Annotated in this window: 12 protein-coding genes, 1 tRNA gene and 2 pseudogenes; 7 read left to right on the forward strand and 8 right to left on the reverse strand. The window is 69.9% G+C overall.

Going from position 1 to position 14,585, the window contains the following annotated elements; all coding sequences use genetic code 11:
• Positions 1-143: 143 nt before the first annotated feature.
• Together ABZ818_RS13325 and ABZ818_RS13330 are read right to left on the reverse strand one after the other, a co-directional pair.
• Positions 144-473: a rhodanese-like domain-containing protein gene (locus ABZ818_RS13325; RefSeq protein WP_361413615.1), complete on the reverse strand. Its 330-nt coding sequence runs from the start codon at positions 471-473 to the stop codon at positions 144-146.
• Positions 474-623: 150 nt separating this feature from the next.
• Entirely contained in the window at positions 624-1,472 is an 849-nt protein-coding gene (locus ABZ818_RS13330) for a hypothetical protein (protein WP_361413453.1), read from the reverse strand.
• A 303-nt stretch (positions 1,473-1,775) separates the two neighbouring features.
• Here ABZ818_RS13330 and ABZ818_RS13335 point away from each other — a divergent pair, with 303 nt between their 5' ends.
• Positions 1,776-2,612 carry a carbohydrate-binding protein gene (locus ABZ818_RS13335; RefSeq protein ID WP_361413456.1) on the forward strand — a complete coding sequence of 279 codons (837 nt, stop codon included), beginning with the start codon at positions 1,776-1,778 and terminating at the stop codon, positions 2,610-2,612.
• A 171-nt stretch (positions 2,613-2,783) separates the two neighbouring features.
• On the opposite strand, the gene ABZ818_RS13340 is transcribed toward ABZ818_RS13335, so the two are convergent.
• Positions 2,784-2,870, reverse strand: a tRNA-Leu gene (locus ABZ818_RS13340).
• Between the two features lie 488 nt (positions 2,871-3,358).
• On the opposite strand from ABZ818_RS13340, the gene ABZ818_RS13345 reads away from it, so the two are divergent.
• The 6 genes from ABZ818_RS13345 (at position 3,359) to pknB (ending at position 11,521) form a co-directional block, all read left to right on the forward strand.
• A complete protein-coding gene (locus ABZ818_RS13345; RefSeq protein ID WP_361413460.1) occupies positions 3,359-4,219 on the forward strand; it encodes a DUF3662 and FHA domain-containing protein in 861 nt (286 codons plus the stop codon).
• A gap of 10 nt (positions 4,220-4,229) precedes the next feature.
• Entirely contained in the window at positions 4,230-4,742 is a 513-nt protein-coding gene (locus ABZ818_RS13350) for an FHA domain-containing protein (protein WP_361413463.1), read from the forward strand.
• A 121-nt stretch (positions 4,743-4,863) separates the two neighbouring features.
• Positions 4,864-6,417: a Stp1/IreP family PP2C-type Ser/Thr phosphatase gene (locus ABZ818_RS13355; protein ID WP_361413465.1), complete on the forward strand. Its 1,554-nt coding sequence runs from the start codon at positions 4,864-4,866 to the stop codon at positions 6,415-6,417.
• A gap of 27 nt (positions 6,418-6,444) precedes the next feature.
• Complete coding sequence (locus ABZ818_RS13360; RefSeq protein WP_361413468.1) at positions 6,445-7,881, forward strand: FtsW/RodA/SpoVE family cell cycle protein; 1,437 nt, start codon at positions 6,445-6,447, stop codon at positions 7,879-7,881.
• Positions 7,878-9,362: a penicillin-binding protein 2 gene (locus ABZ818_RS13365; RefSeq protein WP_361413470.1), complete on the forward strand. Its 1,485-nt coding sequence runs from the start codon at positions 7,878-7,880 to the stop codon at positions 9,360-9,362. Before ABZ818_RS13360 ends, ABZ818_RS13365 begins: the two co-directional genes overlap by 4 nt.
• Before the next feature lie 170 nt (positions 9,363-9,532).
• Positions 9,533-11,521, forward strand: a complete 1,989-nt coding sequence (gene pknB / locus ABZ818_RS13370; protein WP_361413473.1) for a Stk1 family PASTA domain-containing Ser/Thr kinase — start codon at positions 9,533-9,535, stop codon at positions 11,519-11,521.
• Positions 11,522-11,607: 86 nt separating this feature from the next.
• Here pknB and ABZ818_RS13375 read toward each other — a convergent pair whose 3' ends face one another.
• From ABZ818_RS13375 to ABZ818_RS13395, 5 genes and pseudogenes are all read right to left on the reverse strand, one after another.
• Entirely contained in the window at positions 11,608-12,384 is a 777-nt protein-coding gene (locus ABZ818_RS13375) for a class E sortase (RefSeq protein WP_361413476.1), read from the reverse strand.
• A 14-nt stretch (positions 12,385-12,398) separates the two neighbouring features.
• A complete protein-coding gene (locus ABZ818_RS13380) occupies positions 12,399-13,559 on the reverse strand; it encodes a class E sortase (RefSeq protein WP_361413479.1) in 1,161 nt (386 codons plus the stop codon).
• The gene (locus ABZ818_RS13385; RefSeq protein ID WP_361413482.1) at positions 13,556-14,194 is read right to left on the reverse strand and encodes an aminodeoxychorismate/anthranilate synthase component II; all 639 of its coding nucleotides are present in this window, start codon (positions 14,192-14,194) and stop codon (positions 13,556-13,558) included. Before ABZ818_RS13385 ends, ABZ818_RS13380 begins: the two co-directional genes overlap by 4 nt.
• Positions 14,191-14,399: pseudogene (locus ABZ818_RS13390) on the reverse strand (hypothetical protein). Before ABZ818_RS13390 ends, ABZ818_RS13385 begins: the two are co-directional and overlap by 4 nt.
• 57 nt (positions 14,400-14,456) lie before the next feature.
• A pseudogene (locus tag ABZ818_RS13395) lies at positions 14,457-14,576 on the reverse strand (class E sortase); the annotation flags it as partial.
• Between the last annotated feature and the right edge of the window lie 9 nt (positions 14,577-14,585).

A 14,585-nucleotide genomic window follows, 5' to 3' on the forward strand; every position in this document is an offset into this window, starting at 1 on the left:
CGGCGGCCCACCGCACCATGGAATCGGACGGGCACACGGGATCGGTTGGTCGTCCGACCGTGCCCACCATCCCAAGCCCGCAACACTTCTGACGCACCGTCAGATACATGACGGTGCGGGGAAGTACAGGGCCCGCCCCGGTGTCACACCACCTGGCCGGGCCGCCCCTCGTCGGTCACGACGGGACGGCCCGAGGCGGCCCACACCTGCATGCCGCCGTCGACGTTCACCGCGTCGACGCCCTGCTGGACCAGGTACATCGCGACCTGCGCCGACCGCCCGCCGGAGCGGCAGATCACATGGACCCGCCCGTCCTCGGGCGCCGTCCCGGTCAGTTCGCCGTACCGGGCCACGAACTCGCTGAGGGGGATGTGCAGCGCCCCCTCGGCGTGGCCCGCCCGCCACTCGTCGTCCTCGCGGACGTCCAGCAGGAAGTCGCCGTCCTCGAGGTTCTGGACCCCGACCGTGGGCACACCAGCTCCGAAATGCATGAGTCGACGCTACCCGAAGCGCACCGGAGGGTTCCGGCTCGGACCGGCACGGATCCGGCACCCGGTCGGTCACGGGTGACGCAGGTCACGCGGGTGCAGGCAGGTCACGCAGGGGCCCGCGAGTCACGCTCGTCACTCCTGGCTCAGCAGCTCGGCCAGTTCCGCCTCGCGCTCCGCGACCTCCTTGCGCAGCTGCTCGGCGATCTCGTCGAGGAGGCCGTCGGGATCGTCGGGGGCCAGCCGGAGCATCCCGGCGATCGCGCCGTCCTCCAGCCCCTTGGCGACCACCGTGAGCAGCTCCTTGCGCCGGGCGAGCCATTCGAGGCGGGCGTAGAGCTCCTCGCTGCGGCTCGGCCGCTGCTCCTTGGGCTTGGGGCCGGCCGTCCACTCCGCGCCCAGCTCCCGCAGCTCGTCCTCGTCGCCGCGCGCGTAGGCGGCGTTGACCCGGGTGAGGAACTCCTCGCGCCGCTGGCGCTCGTCGTCCTCCTGCGCCAGGTCGGGGTGGGCCTTGCGGGCCAGCTCGCGGTAGAGGCGGCGGGCCTCCTCGCTGGGTCGCACCCGCTGCGGGGGCCGCACGGGCTCGTCGGTGAGCATCGCGACGGCCTCCGGGTACAGGCCGTCGGAGTCCATCCAGCCGTTCAGCAGCTCCTCGACCCCGGGGATCGGCTGCAGATCGGCCCGCGCCTCCCGCGCCTTGCGCAGGTCCTCGGGGTCACCGGTGCGCGCGGCCCTGGCCTCGGCCGTCAGCGCCTTCAACTCCTCCAGCCGGGCGTAGAGCGGTCCGAGTCTCTGCTCGTGCAGCCGGGCGAAATTCTCGACCTCCACCCGGAAGGTCTCCACCGCGATCTCGTACTCGATGAGCGCCTGTTCGGCGGCCCGTACGGCCCGCTCCAACCGCTCCTCGGGCCGCGCAGAGGCGCCCTCGGACGTCGCCCGGTCCGCCCCGGCGACGTCACCCTGTTCAGCTTCCGGGGTCGTCACCCGACCAGACTAGCGCCGCACGGGCCGGGCCCCGGCCCACCACCGCGACGGCCGGGCCCCGCTCCAACGCCCCCTGGCCGCCGGGCCGCCCATAACGCCGGACAGGGGGACACAACGACATCTCCTCGGGCGCGACCGGCGCGATTACCGTCGTCGGTGGCCCCACCGGAGCGCGCCCGCGCGCCCAGCGCACCGCCCGCGCTCCGTGTCATGCACGCCCCGTCGCCTTCCCCCGCTTCCCCCGCTTTCCTCACTTTCCCCGCTTTCCCCACTCCCCCCACTCGAGGAGAACGAGGAACCGCCATGACACCCACAGACCCCGACGGCTCCGCGTCCGAGCACCGGATCAGCCGCAAGAACCTGCTCAAGGCGGCCGTCGCCGCCGGTGCCGCCCTCTCGCTGGCCACCGGCGCTGCGGCGCTCGCCCGGGCCTCCGCCGCCCCGAACCGGCCCCTTCCGCCTACGCCCATGTGCGACGACGGGGACGGCCCGACCCGCGACCAGATCGAGGGCCCCTACTTCAAGCCGAACTCACCGCTGCGCACCGCCCTGGTGACGCCGGGCACCCCCGGCACCCGGCTGACCGTCAGCGGCCATGTCTTCGGCCGCAACTGCGTCCCGCTGTCCGGCGTCCTGCTCGACTTCTGGCAGGCCGACGACGCCGGCGCCTACGACATGGGCGGATACGCCTTGCGGGGCCACCAGTTCACGGACTCCACCGGCGCGTACTCGCTGAGCACGATCGTGCCGGGCCTCTACCCCGGCCGCACCCGGCACCTCCACGTCAAGGCGCAGGCGCCCGGCCGTCCGGTGCTCACCACCCAGCTGTACTTCCCCGGCGAGCCGCGCAACGGCACCGACGCCCTCTTCGACCCGGCCCTGCTGATGAACGTCCGCGGGGCCGGCAACGCCAAGGAGGGCACCTTCGACTTCGTCCTGAACGTCGACGGCACACCGGGCCCGAGCGATCCGGGCACCCCGCCCACCGACCCGCCGGACGGCGCCTGGGCCGCCGGCCGCTCCTACGCCGCGGGCGACCGCGTCGCGTACGCCGGCGCCGCCTACCGCTGCCTCCAGGCCCACACGTCCATGACCGGCTGGGAACCGCCGAACGCCCCCGCCCTCTGGCGGCGCGAGTGACGAACGGTCCCGACGGCACACAACGGGCCCTGGTACGTGAGATACCTCACGCGCCTGGGCCCCTTGTCCGTCGGTCGAGTTGTGCGATGACCCACACCTGCCGACACAACGAGAAACGGACCCCCACCGTGACTTCCGTCACTGGCGGAGACCCGTTCCATCGGTATCTCATGGTGCGCGAGGGGGGAGTTGAACCCCCACGCCCTTGCGGGCACTGGAACCTGAATCCAGCGCGTCTGCCTATTCCGCCACCCGCGCATTGGGTGTGTCCTCCGGCTCCGTCCCCCTGGGGGCTGGCGCCTTCCGACATGCAGAACATTAGCACGCCCCGAAGGGTGGATTCACATCGCTTTCCCGGGGCAGACGCCCAGCCCCGGCCGCATCGCGTCCACCCGCCGCGCCGGGCCGCCGGCCCCGGGCCGCGCCGCCCGGACAGATTCTCTTTCCGTATCGGAGCGCGCCCGTTCACGTATCAACCTCGTACCGGTCACGCCCTTCTGCCCAGGAGCCGGACGAGGACCGCAGTCGGGTGCGGGACACTGGTCTGCGACCCCCTCTACGATCCTGGGCAGAAGTACCGAGCGACACCCGGGCACGCAGAAGGCGTCGACACCCGTCGACAGGGCCGACAGGGGGAACCAGCCGATTCACCCGCGCGTGGATACGATCAGTAAGCAGTACCAGGCAAGCAATACGCAGCACGACGGCACGACCCGCAGCGACGGCAACGATGGAGGAGGTGCCCCATGGGAGTCCTGAAGAAGTTCGAGCAGCGTCTCGAAGGTCTGGTCAACGGCACCTTCGCCAAGGTCTTCAAGTCCGAGGTCCAGCCCGTGGAGATCGCGGGTGCGCTCCAGCGCGAGTGCGACAACAACGCGACGATCTGGAACCGCGACCGCACCGTCGTACCCAACGACTTCATCGTGGAGCTCAGCGCGCCGGACTACGAGCGTCTGAGCCCCTACTCCGGCCAGCTCGGCGACGAGCTCGCCGGCATGGTGCGTGACTACGCGAAGCAGCAGCGCTACACCTTCATGGGGCCGATCAAGGTCCACCTGGAGAAGGCGGAGGACCTGGACACCGGCCTGTACCGGGTGCGCAGCCGTACGCTCGCCTCCACCAGCAGCCAGCAGGCGCCTCAGGCCCCCTCGGCCGGTCCGGGCGGCCGCCCCGCCGCCCCGGGCGGGTACGGCTACCCGCCCGCGGCCGGCCCCTCGGCAGCGCCCCCCATGCCGTCCGCGCCGCCGCCCGGCGCCCGCCCCGGCGGCTACGGCTACCCGCCGCCCGCCGCCCAGCAGCCCGCGCCCGCCCCGGCGAGCGGCGGCCGCACCCGCTACTGGATCGAGATCAACGGCACCCGCCACCAGATCTCCCGCCCGACACTCGTGCTCGGCCGCAGCACCGAGGCCGACGTGCGGATCGACGACCCCGGCGTCTCCCGCCGGCACTGCGAGATCCGGACCGGAACGCCCTCGACGATCCAGGATCTCGGGTCCACCAACGGCATCGTGGTGGACGGGCAGCACACCACCCGCGCTACGCTCCGCGACGGCTCGCGGATCGTCGTGGGCAGCACCACCATCATTTACCGGCAAGCCGAAGGGTGAAGCGGGGGCAATGTCAGAGCTGACCCTCACGGTCATGCGGCTGGGTTTCCTGGCCGTACTGTGGCTGTTCGTGATCGTGGCCGTGCAGGTCATCCGCAGCGACCTGTTCGGTACGCGCGTCACCCAGCGGGGGGCCCGCAGAGAGACGGCCCGGCCGCAGCAGGCCGCGCGCCAGGCGGCGCCGCCGCAGCAGCGCGGTCAGCAGGGCGGTGGCCGCCAGCGCCGCAACGCCCCCACCAAACTCGTGGTGACCGAGGGCATCCTCACCGGCACCACCGTCGCGCTGCAGGGCCAGACCATCACCCTGGGCCGTGCGCACGACTCCACGATCGTGCTGGACGACGACTACGCCTCCAGCCGCCATGCCAGGATCTACCCGGACCGCGACGGCCAGTGGATCGTCGAGGACCTCGGATCCACCAACGGCACATACCTGGACCGGACCCGGCTGACGACCCCCACACCGATGCCGCTGGGCGCGCCGATCCGCATCGGCAAGACCGTCATCGAGCTGCGGAAGTAGTACGACTAATGAGCGAGCGGAGCGAGCACGCAGCGGCGGCCGGCACCCCGGGCCCCGGCGCGCTCCCGACCGGAGGGTGGGCACCGTGCGGATGTACCCGGAGCCGACGGGCGAGGTGCGCATGAGTCTGTCACTGCGCTTCGCCGCCGGATCGCACAAAGGCATGATCCGCGAGGGCAACGAGGATTCCGGGTACGCCGGTCCCCGCCTGCTCGCGATCGCCGACGGAATGGGCGGCCAGGCCGCCGGCGAGGTCGCCTCCTCCGAGGTGATCTCCACCATCGTCGCCCTCGACGACGACATCCCCGGCTCCGACATCCTCACCTCGCTCGGCACCGCCGTACGGCGCGCCAACGACCAGTTGCGCGCCATGGTCGAGGAGGATCCGCAGCTGGAGGGCATGGGCACCACGCTCACCGCCCTGCTGTGGACCGGCCAGCGACTCGGCCTGGTGCATGTCGGCGACTCGCGCGCCTACCTGCTGCGCGACGGCGTGCTGACGCAGATCACCCAGGACCACACCTGGGTGCAGCGCCTCGTCGACGAGGGACGCATCACCGAGGAAGAGGCCACCACCCACCCTCAGCGCGCCCTGCTCATGCGCGCCCTCGGCAGCGGCGAACACGTCGAGCCCGACCTGTCCATCCGCGAGGTGCGCGCCGGCGACCGCTACCTGATCTGCTCCGACGGCCTCAGCGGCGTCGTCTCCCACCAGACGATGGAGGAGACCCTCGCCGGCTACCAGGGCCCGCAGGAGACGGTGCAGGAGCTGATCCAGTTCGCGCTGCGCGGCGGCGGCCCGGACAACATCACCGTCATCGTCGCCGACGTCCTGGACCTGGACACCGGCGACACCCTCGCCGGACAGCTGTCCGACACCCCGGTCGTGGTCGGCGCGGTCGCCGAGAACCAGAACCACCTGCACGACAACGGCATCATGCAGACCCCCGCCGGACGCGCCTCGGGCCTCGGCCGCCAGGTGCCCGGACAGGGCGGCGGTGGCGGCGAGTTCGGCCCGCCAGGATCCGGCGACACCGACGGTTACGCCCCCGCGGCCGGCTTCGGCGACTACGGCGACGAGGACTTCGTCAAGCCCCGCAAGAACCGCAGGTGGCTCAAGCGCTCCTTCTACAGCGTGCTCGCGCTCGCCGTGCTCGGCGGCGGCCTGTACGGCGGCTACCGCTGGACGCAGACGCAGTACTTCGTCGGCGCCAACGAGGAGCACGTCGCGCTGTACCGGGGCATCAGCCAGGACCTGGCCTGGCTGAAGCTGTCGAAGCTCCACACGGACCACCCCGAGATCGAACTCAAGTACCTGCCGCCCTATCAGCAGCAGCAGGTCAAGGCGACGATCACCGAGGGCGGTCTGACCAACGCCCAGAAGAAGATCGACGAGCTGTCCGTGCAGGCCTCCGCGTGCAAGAAGGAGACCCAGCGCCGCGCCGCCGAGGACAGGAACGGCGCCAAGACGCAAGAAGGCCAGGCGGGCGGTACCACCGGCACCACGGGAACCACCCGCGCCTCCTTCACGTCCAAGGCGACGCCGACGCCGAACCCGTCGACGACCACGTCCCCGTCCTCCCCGTCCACGTCCGCCACCGCGTCCACTCCCAGCCCCGGCCCCACTCTCTCGGAGGAAGAGCAGAAGGTCGTCTCGCTGTGCGGTAAGCAGTAGGCAAGCCGTGAGAGGCCCTGTCACACGATGAGCAGCACTACCAACCCGTCGACGCACCACACGTCCACGATCGGCGCGATCGGCGCGCCCAGCCGCCGCAACACCGAGCTGGCGCTGCTGGTCTTCGCCGTCGTCATCCCGGTGTTCGCCTACGCCAACGTGGGCCTGGCCATCAACAGCCAGGTGCCCGCGGGCCTGCTGAGCTACGGCCTGGGCCTCGGTCTGCTGGCCGGCGTCGCGCACCTCGTCGTCCGCAAGTTCGCCCCGTACGCGGACCCGCTGCTGCTGCCGCTGGCCACGCTGCTGAACGGGCTCGGACTGGTCGTCATCTGGCGGCTGGACCAGTCGAAACTGCTCCAGGCCATCAACCAGGCGGGAACGGCCGCGCCACGGCAGCTGCTGTACACGGCCCTGGGCATCGCCCTGTTCGTGGTGGTGCTGATCTTCCTCAAGGACCACCGCGCCCTTCAGCGCTACACCTACATCTCCATGGTCGGCGCGCTGATCCTGCTGCTGCTGCCGCTCGTGCCGGGCCTCGGCGCCAACATCTACGGCGCCAAGATCTGGATCTCGGTCGCCGGATTCTCCATCCAGCCCGGTGAGTTCGCCAAGATCGTGCTCGCCATCTTCTTCGCCGGCTACCTCATGGTGAAGCGGGACGCGCTCGCCCTGGCCAGCCGCCGCTTCATGGGCCTGTACCTGCCCCGCGGCCGCGACCTCGGACCGATCCTGGTCGTCTGGGTGATCTCGATCCTCATCCTGGTCTTCGAGACCGACCTCGGCACCTCGCTGCTGTTCTTCGGCATGTTCGTCGTCATGCTGTACGTCGCCACCGAGCGGACCAGCTGGATCGTCTTCGGTCTGCTGATGTCCGCCGCCGGCGCCGTCGGCGTGGCCAGCTTCGAGCCGCACGTCCAGCAGCGCGTCCAGGCCTGGCTCGACCCGATGAAGGAGTACAAGCTCAGCCAGGCGGGCTCCGTCGGCCACTCCGAGCAGTCCATGGAAGCGCTGTGGGCGTTCGGCTCCGGCGGCACCCTCGGCTCCGGCCTCGGCCAGGGCCACTCCGACCTCATCAAGTTCGCCGCCAACTCCGACTTCATCCTCGCCACCTTCGGCGAGGAGCTGGGCCTGGCCGGTCTCATGGCCATCCTGCTGGTCTACGGCCTGATCGTGGAACGCGGCGTGCGCACCGCGCTGGCCGCCCGCGACCCGTTCGGCAAGCTGCTCGCCATCGGCCTGTCCGGCGCCTTCGCACTGCAGGTCTTCGTCGTGTCCGGCGGCGTGATGGGCCTCATCCCGCTCACCGGTATGACGATGCCGTTCCTGGCGTACGGCGGCTCCTCCGTCATCGCCAACTGGGCCCTGATCGGCATCCTGATCCGGATCAGCGACACCGCCCGCAGACCCGCGCCCGCGCCCGCCTCCAACCCCGACGCCGAGATGACCCAGGTGGTCCGCCCGTGAACAAGCCCCTGCGCCGAATCGCGATCTTCTGCGGCCTCCTCATCCTCACACTGCTCGTCCGCGACAACTGGATCCAGTACGTCAAGGCCGACACCCTCAAGGACGACAAGCACAACCGCCGCGTCACCATCGCGCGTTACGCCACCCCGCGCGGCGACATCATCGTCGGCGGAAACCCGATCACCGGGTCGGTCGAGACCAAGAGCAACGGACTCAACGACCTCAAGTACAAGCGCACGTACAAGAACGGCCCGATGTGGGCGCCCGTCACCGGGTTCACCTCCCAGGCCTTCGGCGCCACCCAGTTGGAGAGCATCGAGGACGGCATCCTCACCGGAAACGACGACCGGCTCTTCTTCCGGAACACCCTGGACATGATCACGGGCAAGCCCAAGCAGGGCGGCAACGTGGTCACCACGCTCAACGAGGCGGCGCAGAAGGCGGCCTTCAACGGCCTGAAGAAGGTCGGCGGCAAGGGCGCCGCGGTGGCCCTGGACCCCTCCACGGGCAAGATCCTCGCCCTGGCGTCCTACCCGTCCTACGACCCGTCGTCGTTCGCCGGCAACTCCGACAAGGACGCCAAGGCCTGGAAGGACCTCCAGAAGACGTCCGACGCCAACGACCCGATGCTGAACCGGGCACTGCGCGAGACCTACCCGCCGGGCTCCACCTTCAAGGTGGTCACCGCGGCCGCCGCGCTGGAGAACGGCCTGTACAAGTCGGCGGACCAACCCACCGACTCGCCGCTGCCGTGGACCATGCCCGGCACCCACACCGAGCTGCCGAACGAGGGCAACATCCCCTGTAAGAACGCCACGATGCGCGAGGCGCTGCGGTGGTCCTGCAACACCGTCTTCGGCAAGATCGGCGCGGACCTCGGCAACGACAAGATGCTCGAGGAGGCGAAGAAGTTCGGCTTCGACAGCGAGCAGTTCACGCCGGTCCGCGCCAACGCCTCGGTGTTCTCCAACGACATGAACAAGTCGCAGACCGCGCTGTCCTCCATCGGCCAGTTCAACACCGCGGCCACCCCGCTCCAGATGGCCATGGTCGCCTCCGCCGTCGCCAACGACGGCAAGCTGATGAAGCCGTACATGGTCGACAAGCTCCAGTCGCCCAACGTGGACACCCTGGAGCAGACCCAGCCGCAGGAACTGAGCCGGCCGCTCAGCTCGCAGAACGCCCAGATCCTGCAGTCCATGATGGAGACCGTCGTCAAGGACGGCACGGGCAAGAACGCGCAGATCAACAACGTCACCGTGGGCGGCAAGACCGGTACCGCCCAGCACGGCGTCGACAACAGCGAGAAGCCGTACGCCTGGTTCCTCTCCTACGCCAAGCTCGCCGACGGCAGCTCGCCGGTCGCCGTGGCCGTGGTGGTCGAGGACAACAACGCCAACCGCGACGACATCTCCGGTGGCGGCCTCGCGGCGCCCATCGCGAAGAACGTCATGGAGGCGGTCATCAACTCCAGGCAGTGACCCCTGTCACGCCCCCTTCACATCGGTGCACGTTGCGATACCGGTCCTGTATCGGGTGACGGGCTTGGCCAGGTCACACAGAGCGAGCCGGGTACGGTAGGCCCGGACAGCAGCCTCCGGCGGCACAAGCGGTGCCGGTCGGGACCGACGGAGAGGGCTGGTAGGTAGCTATGGAAGAGCCGCGTCGCCTCGGCGGCCGGTACGAGCTGGGCCATGTGCTCGGCCGTGGTGGCATGGCGGAGGTGTACCTCGCGCATGACACCCGGCTGGGACGCACCGTGGCGGTGAAGACGCTGCGCGCCGACCTGGCGCGCGACCCTTCCTTCCAGGCCCGGTTCCGCCGGGAGGCCCAGTCGGCCGCCTCGCTCAACCATCCCGCGATCGTCGCGGTCTACGACACGGGCGAGGACTACATCGACGGGGTCTCGATCCCGTACATCGTGATGGAGTACGTCGACGGCTCCACGCTCCGTGAACTGCTGCACAGCGGCCGCAAGCTGCTGCCCGAGCGGTCCATGGAGATGACCATCGGCATCCTCCAGGGCCTGGAGTACGCCCACCGCAGCGGCATCGTCCACCGCGACATCAAGCCGGCCAACGTCATGCTGACCCGCAACGGCCAGGTCAAGGTCATGGACTTCGGCATCGCCCGCGCCATGGGCGACTCCGGCATGACCATGACCCAGACCTCGGCCGTCATCGGCACCGCCCAGTACCTGTCTCCCGAGCAGGCCAAAGGCGAGCAGGTCGACGCGCGCTCGGACCTGTACTCGACGGGTTGCCTGCTCTACGAGCTGCTGACGGTCCGCCCGCCCTTCGTGGGCGACTCCCCGGTCGCGGTGGCCTACCAGCACGTCCGCGAGGAGCCGCAGCCGCCGAGCGTCTTCGACCCCGAGATCACGCCCGAGATGGACGCGATCGTGATGCGGGCGCTGGTCAAGGACCCCGACTACCGCTACCAGTCCGCCGACGAGATGCGCGCCGACATCGAGGCCTGCCTCGACGGCCAGCCGGTCGCGGCCACGGCGGCCCTGGGCTCCGTCGGCTACGGCGGCTACCCCGACGACCAGCCGACCACCGCGCTGCGCCCCGACGCCGGCCCCGCGGGCGCGACGACGATGCTGCCGCCCATGAACCCGGACGACGGCGGCTTCGGCTACGACGACCGCCCCGACCGGCGCCGTCAGAAGAAGTCCAACACCTCGACGATCCTGCTGGCCGTCGCCGGCGTCCTGGTCCTCATCGGCGCGATCTTCATCGGCATGTACGCCTTCGGCGGGAAGGGCGCCAACAACGACATGGTGCCCGTGCCCAACTTCGTCGGCCACACGAGGGCCGAAGCCGTGGATATGGCCCGGAACGGCAGCGTCGAAGTGGCCTTCACCCAGGACACCTGCGAGGACCAGCCCAAGGGCAAGGTCTGCTCACAGGACCCCAAGAACGGCAAGATCAAGAAGGGCGACACGGTCGACGTGGTGCTGTCCACGGGGGCGCCGAAGGAGACGGTTCCCGACGTCCGCGGCGTGTCCTTCGACAAGGCGAAGTCCCAGCTGGTGGAGAAGGGCTTCAAGGTCGATAAGCAGACCCAGGAGTCCGACCAGACCCCGGACGTGGTCATCAGCCAGGACCCCGCAGGCGACACGGAGAAGGAGAAGGGCTCCGTCATCACCCTCACGGTCGCCAAGGCCCCCGAGAAGGTCACCGTGCCGGACGTCTCGAACAAGACCTGTGACGAGGCCTTGGCGCTGTTGCAGCAGAGCAACCTCAAGGGCAACTGCACCGACATGGACACCACCGACCCCAACCAGGACGGCAAGGTCATCCAGACCGTCCCGAACATCGGCCAGCCGGTCGACAAGGGGTCCAGTGTGAACCTCCAGGTCGGCAAGCTCAAGCAGCAGGAGAAGAAGCGGGTGCCGAGGGTCCAGGGCCTGCCTCTGGGGCAGGCCAAGCAGGTCCTGGCGCAGAACGGCTTCACCAACATCCAGTTCGCCGAGGGAAGCAGCCAGGACGACAACGCACTGGTCGTCAAGCAGGAACCGAACCCGGACGACGAGGTCGACGACCCCAACACGCCGATCACGCTGACGGCCTTCGGCGGTGGCGGCAACAACGGCAACGGGAACGGGAACGGCAACGGCGGCTTCTTCGGCGGCTGACCCCACCCCTGACGCTCGGAGCCCCGGTTCCCCTCCGAGGGGGACCGGGGCTCCGTCGTACCGGACGTGTCTCCGGAGGGTGTCCGTCAACCGGTCAGTTCCTTCGGCGGTGTGCGCTTGGCGTCCACCTTTTCCGTGCGGACCAGTTCGCCCCAGACCACGTACCGGTAGCGGGAGGTGTACACCGGTGTGCAGGTCGTCAGGGTGATGTAGTGGCCGGCCTTCTTGACGCCCGACTCCTTGGGGACCGAGGACAGGACCTGGACGTTGTACTTCGACGTCTCGGGGAGGATGTCGTAGACCTTGTAGACGTACCACTTGTCCTTGGTCTCGAAGACGACCGGATCGCCCACCCGCACCTTGTCGATGTTGTGGAACTTCGCGCCGTGACCGTCCCGGTGGGCGGCGAGGGTGAAGTTGCCGGCCTTGCCGGACGTCGGCAGGGTCGCCTTGGCGGGGTCCACGTAGTAGCCGGCCACGCCGTCGTTCAGCACCTCCGCCGACGTGCCCTTCTTGATCAGGACCTCGCCGTTGTGCATGGACGGCACGTGCAGGAAGCCGATGCCGTCCTTGGTGTCCAGCGCTCCGGGACCGCCGGCCACGGACTGGGACCACTCGTCGCGGACCTTGCCGCCCTCCTGGTCGGCCTTGCGGTCCGCCAGGACGTTCGTCCACCACAGGGAGTAGACGACGAACAGGCCGAGGACCAGACCCGCCGTGATGAGGAGTTCGCCGAAGACGCTGACGGCGAGGGCCAGCGGGCGGGTACCCCGGCGGCGCCGCGCCCGGCCGGGGCCCGACGCGTCACCGTGCCCTTCGCGGCCCTCGGTGTGCCCTGCCGTGTCGTCCGTGGTCGCTGCCACTGTTCATCCGCCCTTTAACTGACGAGCGCATCCGGCTTGCCCTTGCTGCGCGGCCGTTCCTCGACCATCTTGCCCCAGACGATCATCCGGTACTTGCTGGTGAACTCCGGTGTGCAGGTGGTCAGCGTGATGTAGCGGCCGGGCCCGGTGAAGCCCGACCCCTTCGGGACGGGATCGAGGACACTGATGTTGGCCGGCGAGGTCACCGGCAGTATCGACGCCATCTTGTAGACGAAGTACGTGTCCTGCGTCTCCACGACGATCGCGTCGCCCGGCGAGAGCTTGTTGATGTACCGGAACGGCTCACCGTGCGTGTTGCGGTGGCCCGCGAGCCCGAAGTTGCCCGTCTTCGCGTCCGGCATCGCGGTGTTGAGGTCGCCCTGCCCGTAGTGCCCGACCATGCCCTTGTCCAGCACCTTCGGCTTGCTGATGCCCTCCGCGATGGGCACCACCACGTCCAGCTTCGGGATGTGCAGGAGGGCGAATCCCTGCCCCGGCTCGAACGTCCCGGGATTGCGCTTGCCGCTCGCCCAGTCGTCCTGCAACTGGTGCGCCTCGCTGCCCGCCTGCGCGTGCGCCCGGACGTTCGTCCACCACAACTGGTAGGTGACGAAGAGCAGCATCACCACACCGGTGGTGATGAACATCTCACCGATGACCCGGCTGGCGATCACGGCCGGGCTCGCCTTGCGTGCCCGCGCCTGCCGGCGCGCCTCCACGCGGGACAGCGGCGCGGACGCCCGGTCGGCCGGGCTGTCCTCCCCCGACGGCGCGCCCACCGCCGCCCCACGACGGCCGTGACGGCGCCTGGCGGCCTTTCTGCGGGCCGCGCGTCCACCCGGTGGGGGTGCAGGGGTCCGCGCGGCGGAAGACGCGCCAGGCGGCGGATCCGGGATCCGCAGCGCCATCGTCTCGTCGTCCACGGGAGGCAGATACGCCGTGGCTTCACCCGCGGGCCCGTACGGCACCCCCGCCGCGCTCTGCTGAGGCGTCGCGTGCTGCTGGGGCGCGTTCTGCTGGGGCGCCGCCCCCGGAGACCCGTAGGACGCCGGGTAGGGGTCCTGGCGTGCGTCCTGGGCCCCGCCGCCGTACCACCCCTCGAACGCGTCCGGCCCCCCGTACGACTGCTCCCCGTACGAGGTGTCGGTCTCGCGCTCGGGGCGCAGCGCGGTCACGCCGTGGCCCTGCCCACCACCGGGGCGAGCCCCGCAGACCTCGCCACGGCCTCCTTGTCGCCGCACTCCGCCAGCCAGTTGGCCAGCATCCGGTGCCCGTGCTCGGTCAGTACCGACTCGGGATGGAACTGCACGCCCTCGACGGGAAGTTCACGGTGCCGCAGACCCATGATGATGCCGTCGTGCGTGCGCGCCGTGACCACCAGCTCGTCGGGCACGGTCGCCGGCTCGGCGGCCAGGGAGTGGTAGCGGGTCGCCGTGAAGGGGGAGGGCAGTCCCGCGAAGACGCCCGTGCCCTCGTGCTCCACCAGCGAGGTCTTGCCGTGCAGCAGCTCGGGCGCGCGGTCCACCACCCCGCCGTAGGCCACCTGCATCGACTGCATGCCCAGGCACACACCGAAGACGGGGACACCGGTCGCGGCGCAGTGCCGGACCATCTCCACGCAGACACCGGCCTGCTCGGGCGCGCCCGGGCCCGGCGAGAGCAACACGCCGTCGAAACCGTCCTGCGCGTGCGCCGTCGACACCTCGTCGTTGCGCAGCACCTCGCACTCGGCCCCCAGCTGGTACAGGTACTGGACCAGGTTGAAGACGAAGCTGTCGTAGTTGTCGACGACGAGAATCCGCGCACTCACTGGTTGTCCACCGTCACATCGTTGAAGGGAAGCAGCGGTTCGGCCCACGGGAAGACGTACTGGAACAGGGCGTAGACCGCGGCCAGGACCAGCACCAGTGAGATCAGCGCCTTCACCCACGCGTTCCCCGGCAGATGCCGCCAGATCCAGCCGTACATGCCGTCCCTTCCGTCTCCCACGGCACCAGACTCACGCCGTACGCCACCAGACTAACGGCGCGGCGCCCGAGGTTTCCCGGCCTCCGCGAGCTGTGCGAAAACCGCGTGCGACCGGACGTACGTGGCACAGCGTCGATCACCTCAACGATCGCGGACACGGTTTTGTACGGCCCTTTGTCGATCCGATACGCGAACCAGGCCGTTCCGTTCACCAGTACGACAGCGGCGGTCGC

Source organism: Streptomyces sp. NPDC047453, assembly GCF_040643155.1.
Taxonomy (GTDB): Bacteria; Actinomycetota; Actinomycetes; order Streptomycetales; family Streptomycetaceae; genus Streptomyces.

Excerpts from the sequence above, each read along its gene's own strand:
- ABZ818_RS13355 (WP_361413465.1), top strand. The coding sequence starts at position 4,864 with ATGAGTCTGTCACTGCGCTTCGCCGCCGGATCGCACAAAGGCATGATC.
- ABZ818_RS13360 (WP_361413468.1), top strand. The coding sequence starts at position 6,445 with ATGAGCAGCACTACCAACCCGTCGACGCACCACACGTCCACGATCGGC.
- pknB (WP_361413473.1), top strand. The coding sequence starts at position 9,533 with ATGGAAGAGCCGCGTCGCCTCGGCGGCCGGTACGAGCTGGGCCATGTG.
- ABZ818_RS13345 (WP_361413460.1), top strand. The coding sequence starts at position 3,359 with ATGGGAGTCCTGAAGAAGTTCGAGCAGCGTCTCGAAGGTCTGGTCAAC.
- ABZ818_RS13350 (WP_361413463.1), top strand. The coding sequence starts at position 4,230 with ATGTCAGAGCTGACCCTCACGGTCATGCGGCTGGGTTTCCTGGCCGTA.
- ABZ818_RS13335 (WP_361413456.1), top strand. The coding sequence starts at position 1,776 with ATGACACCCACAGACCCCGACGGCTCCGCGTCCGAGCACCGGATCAGC.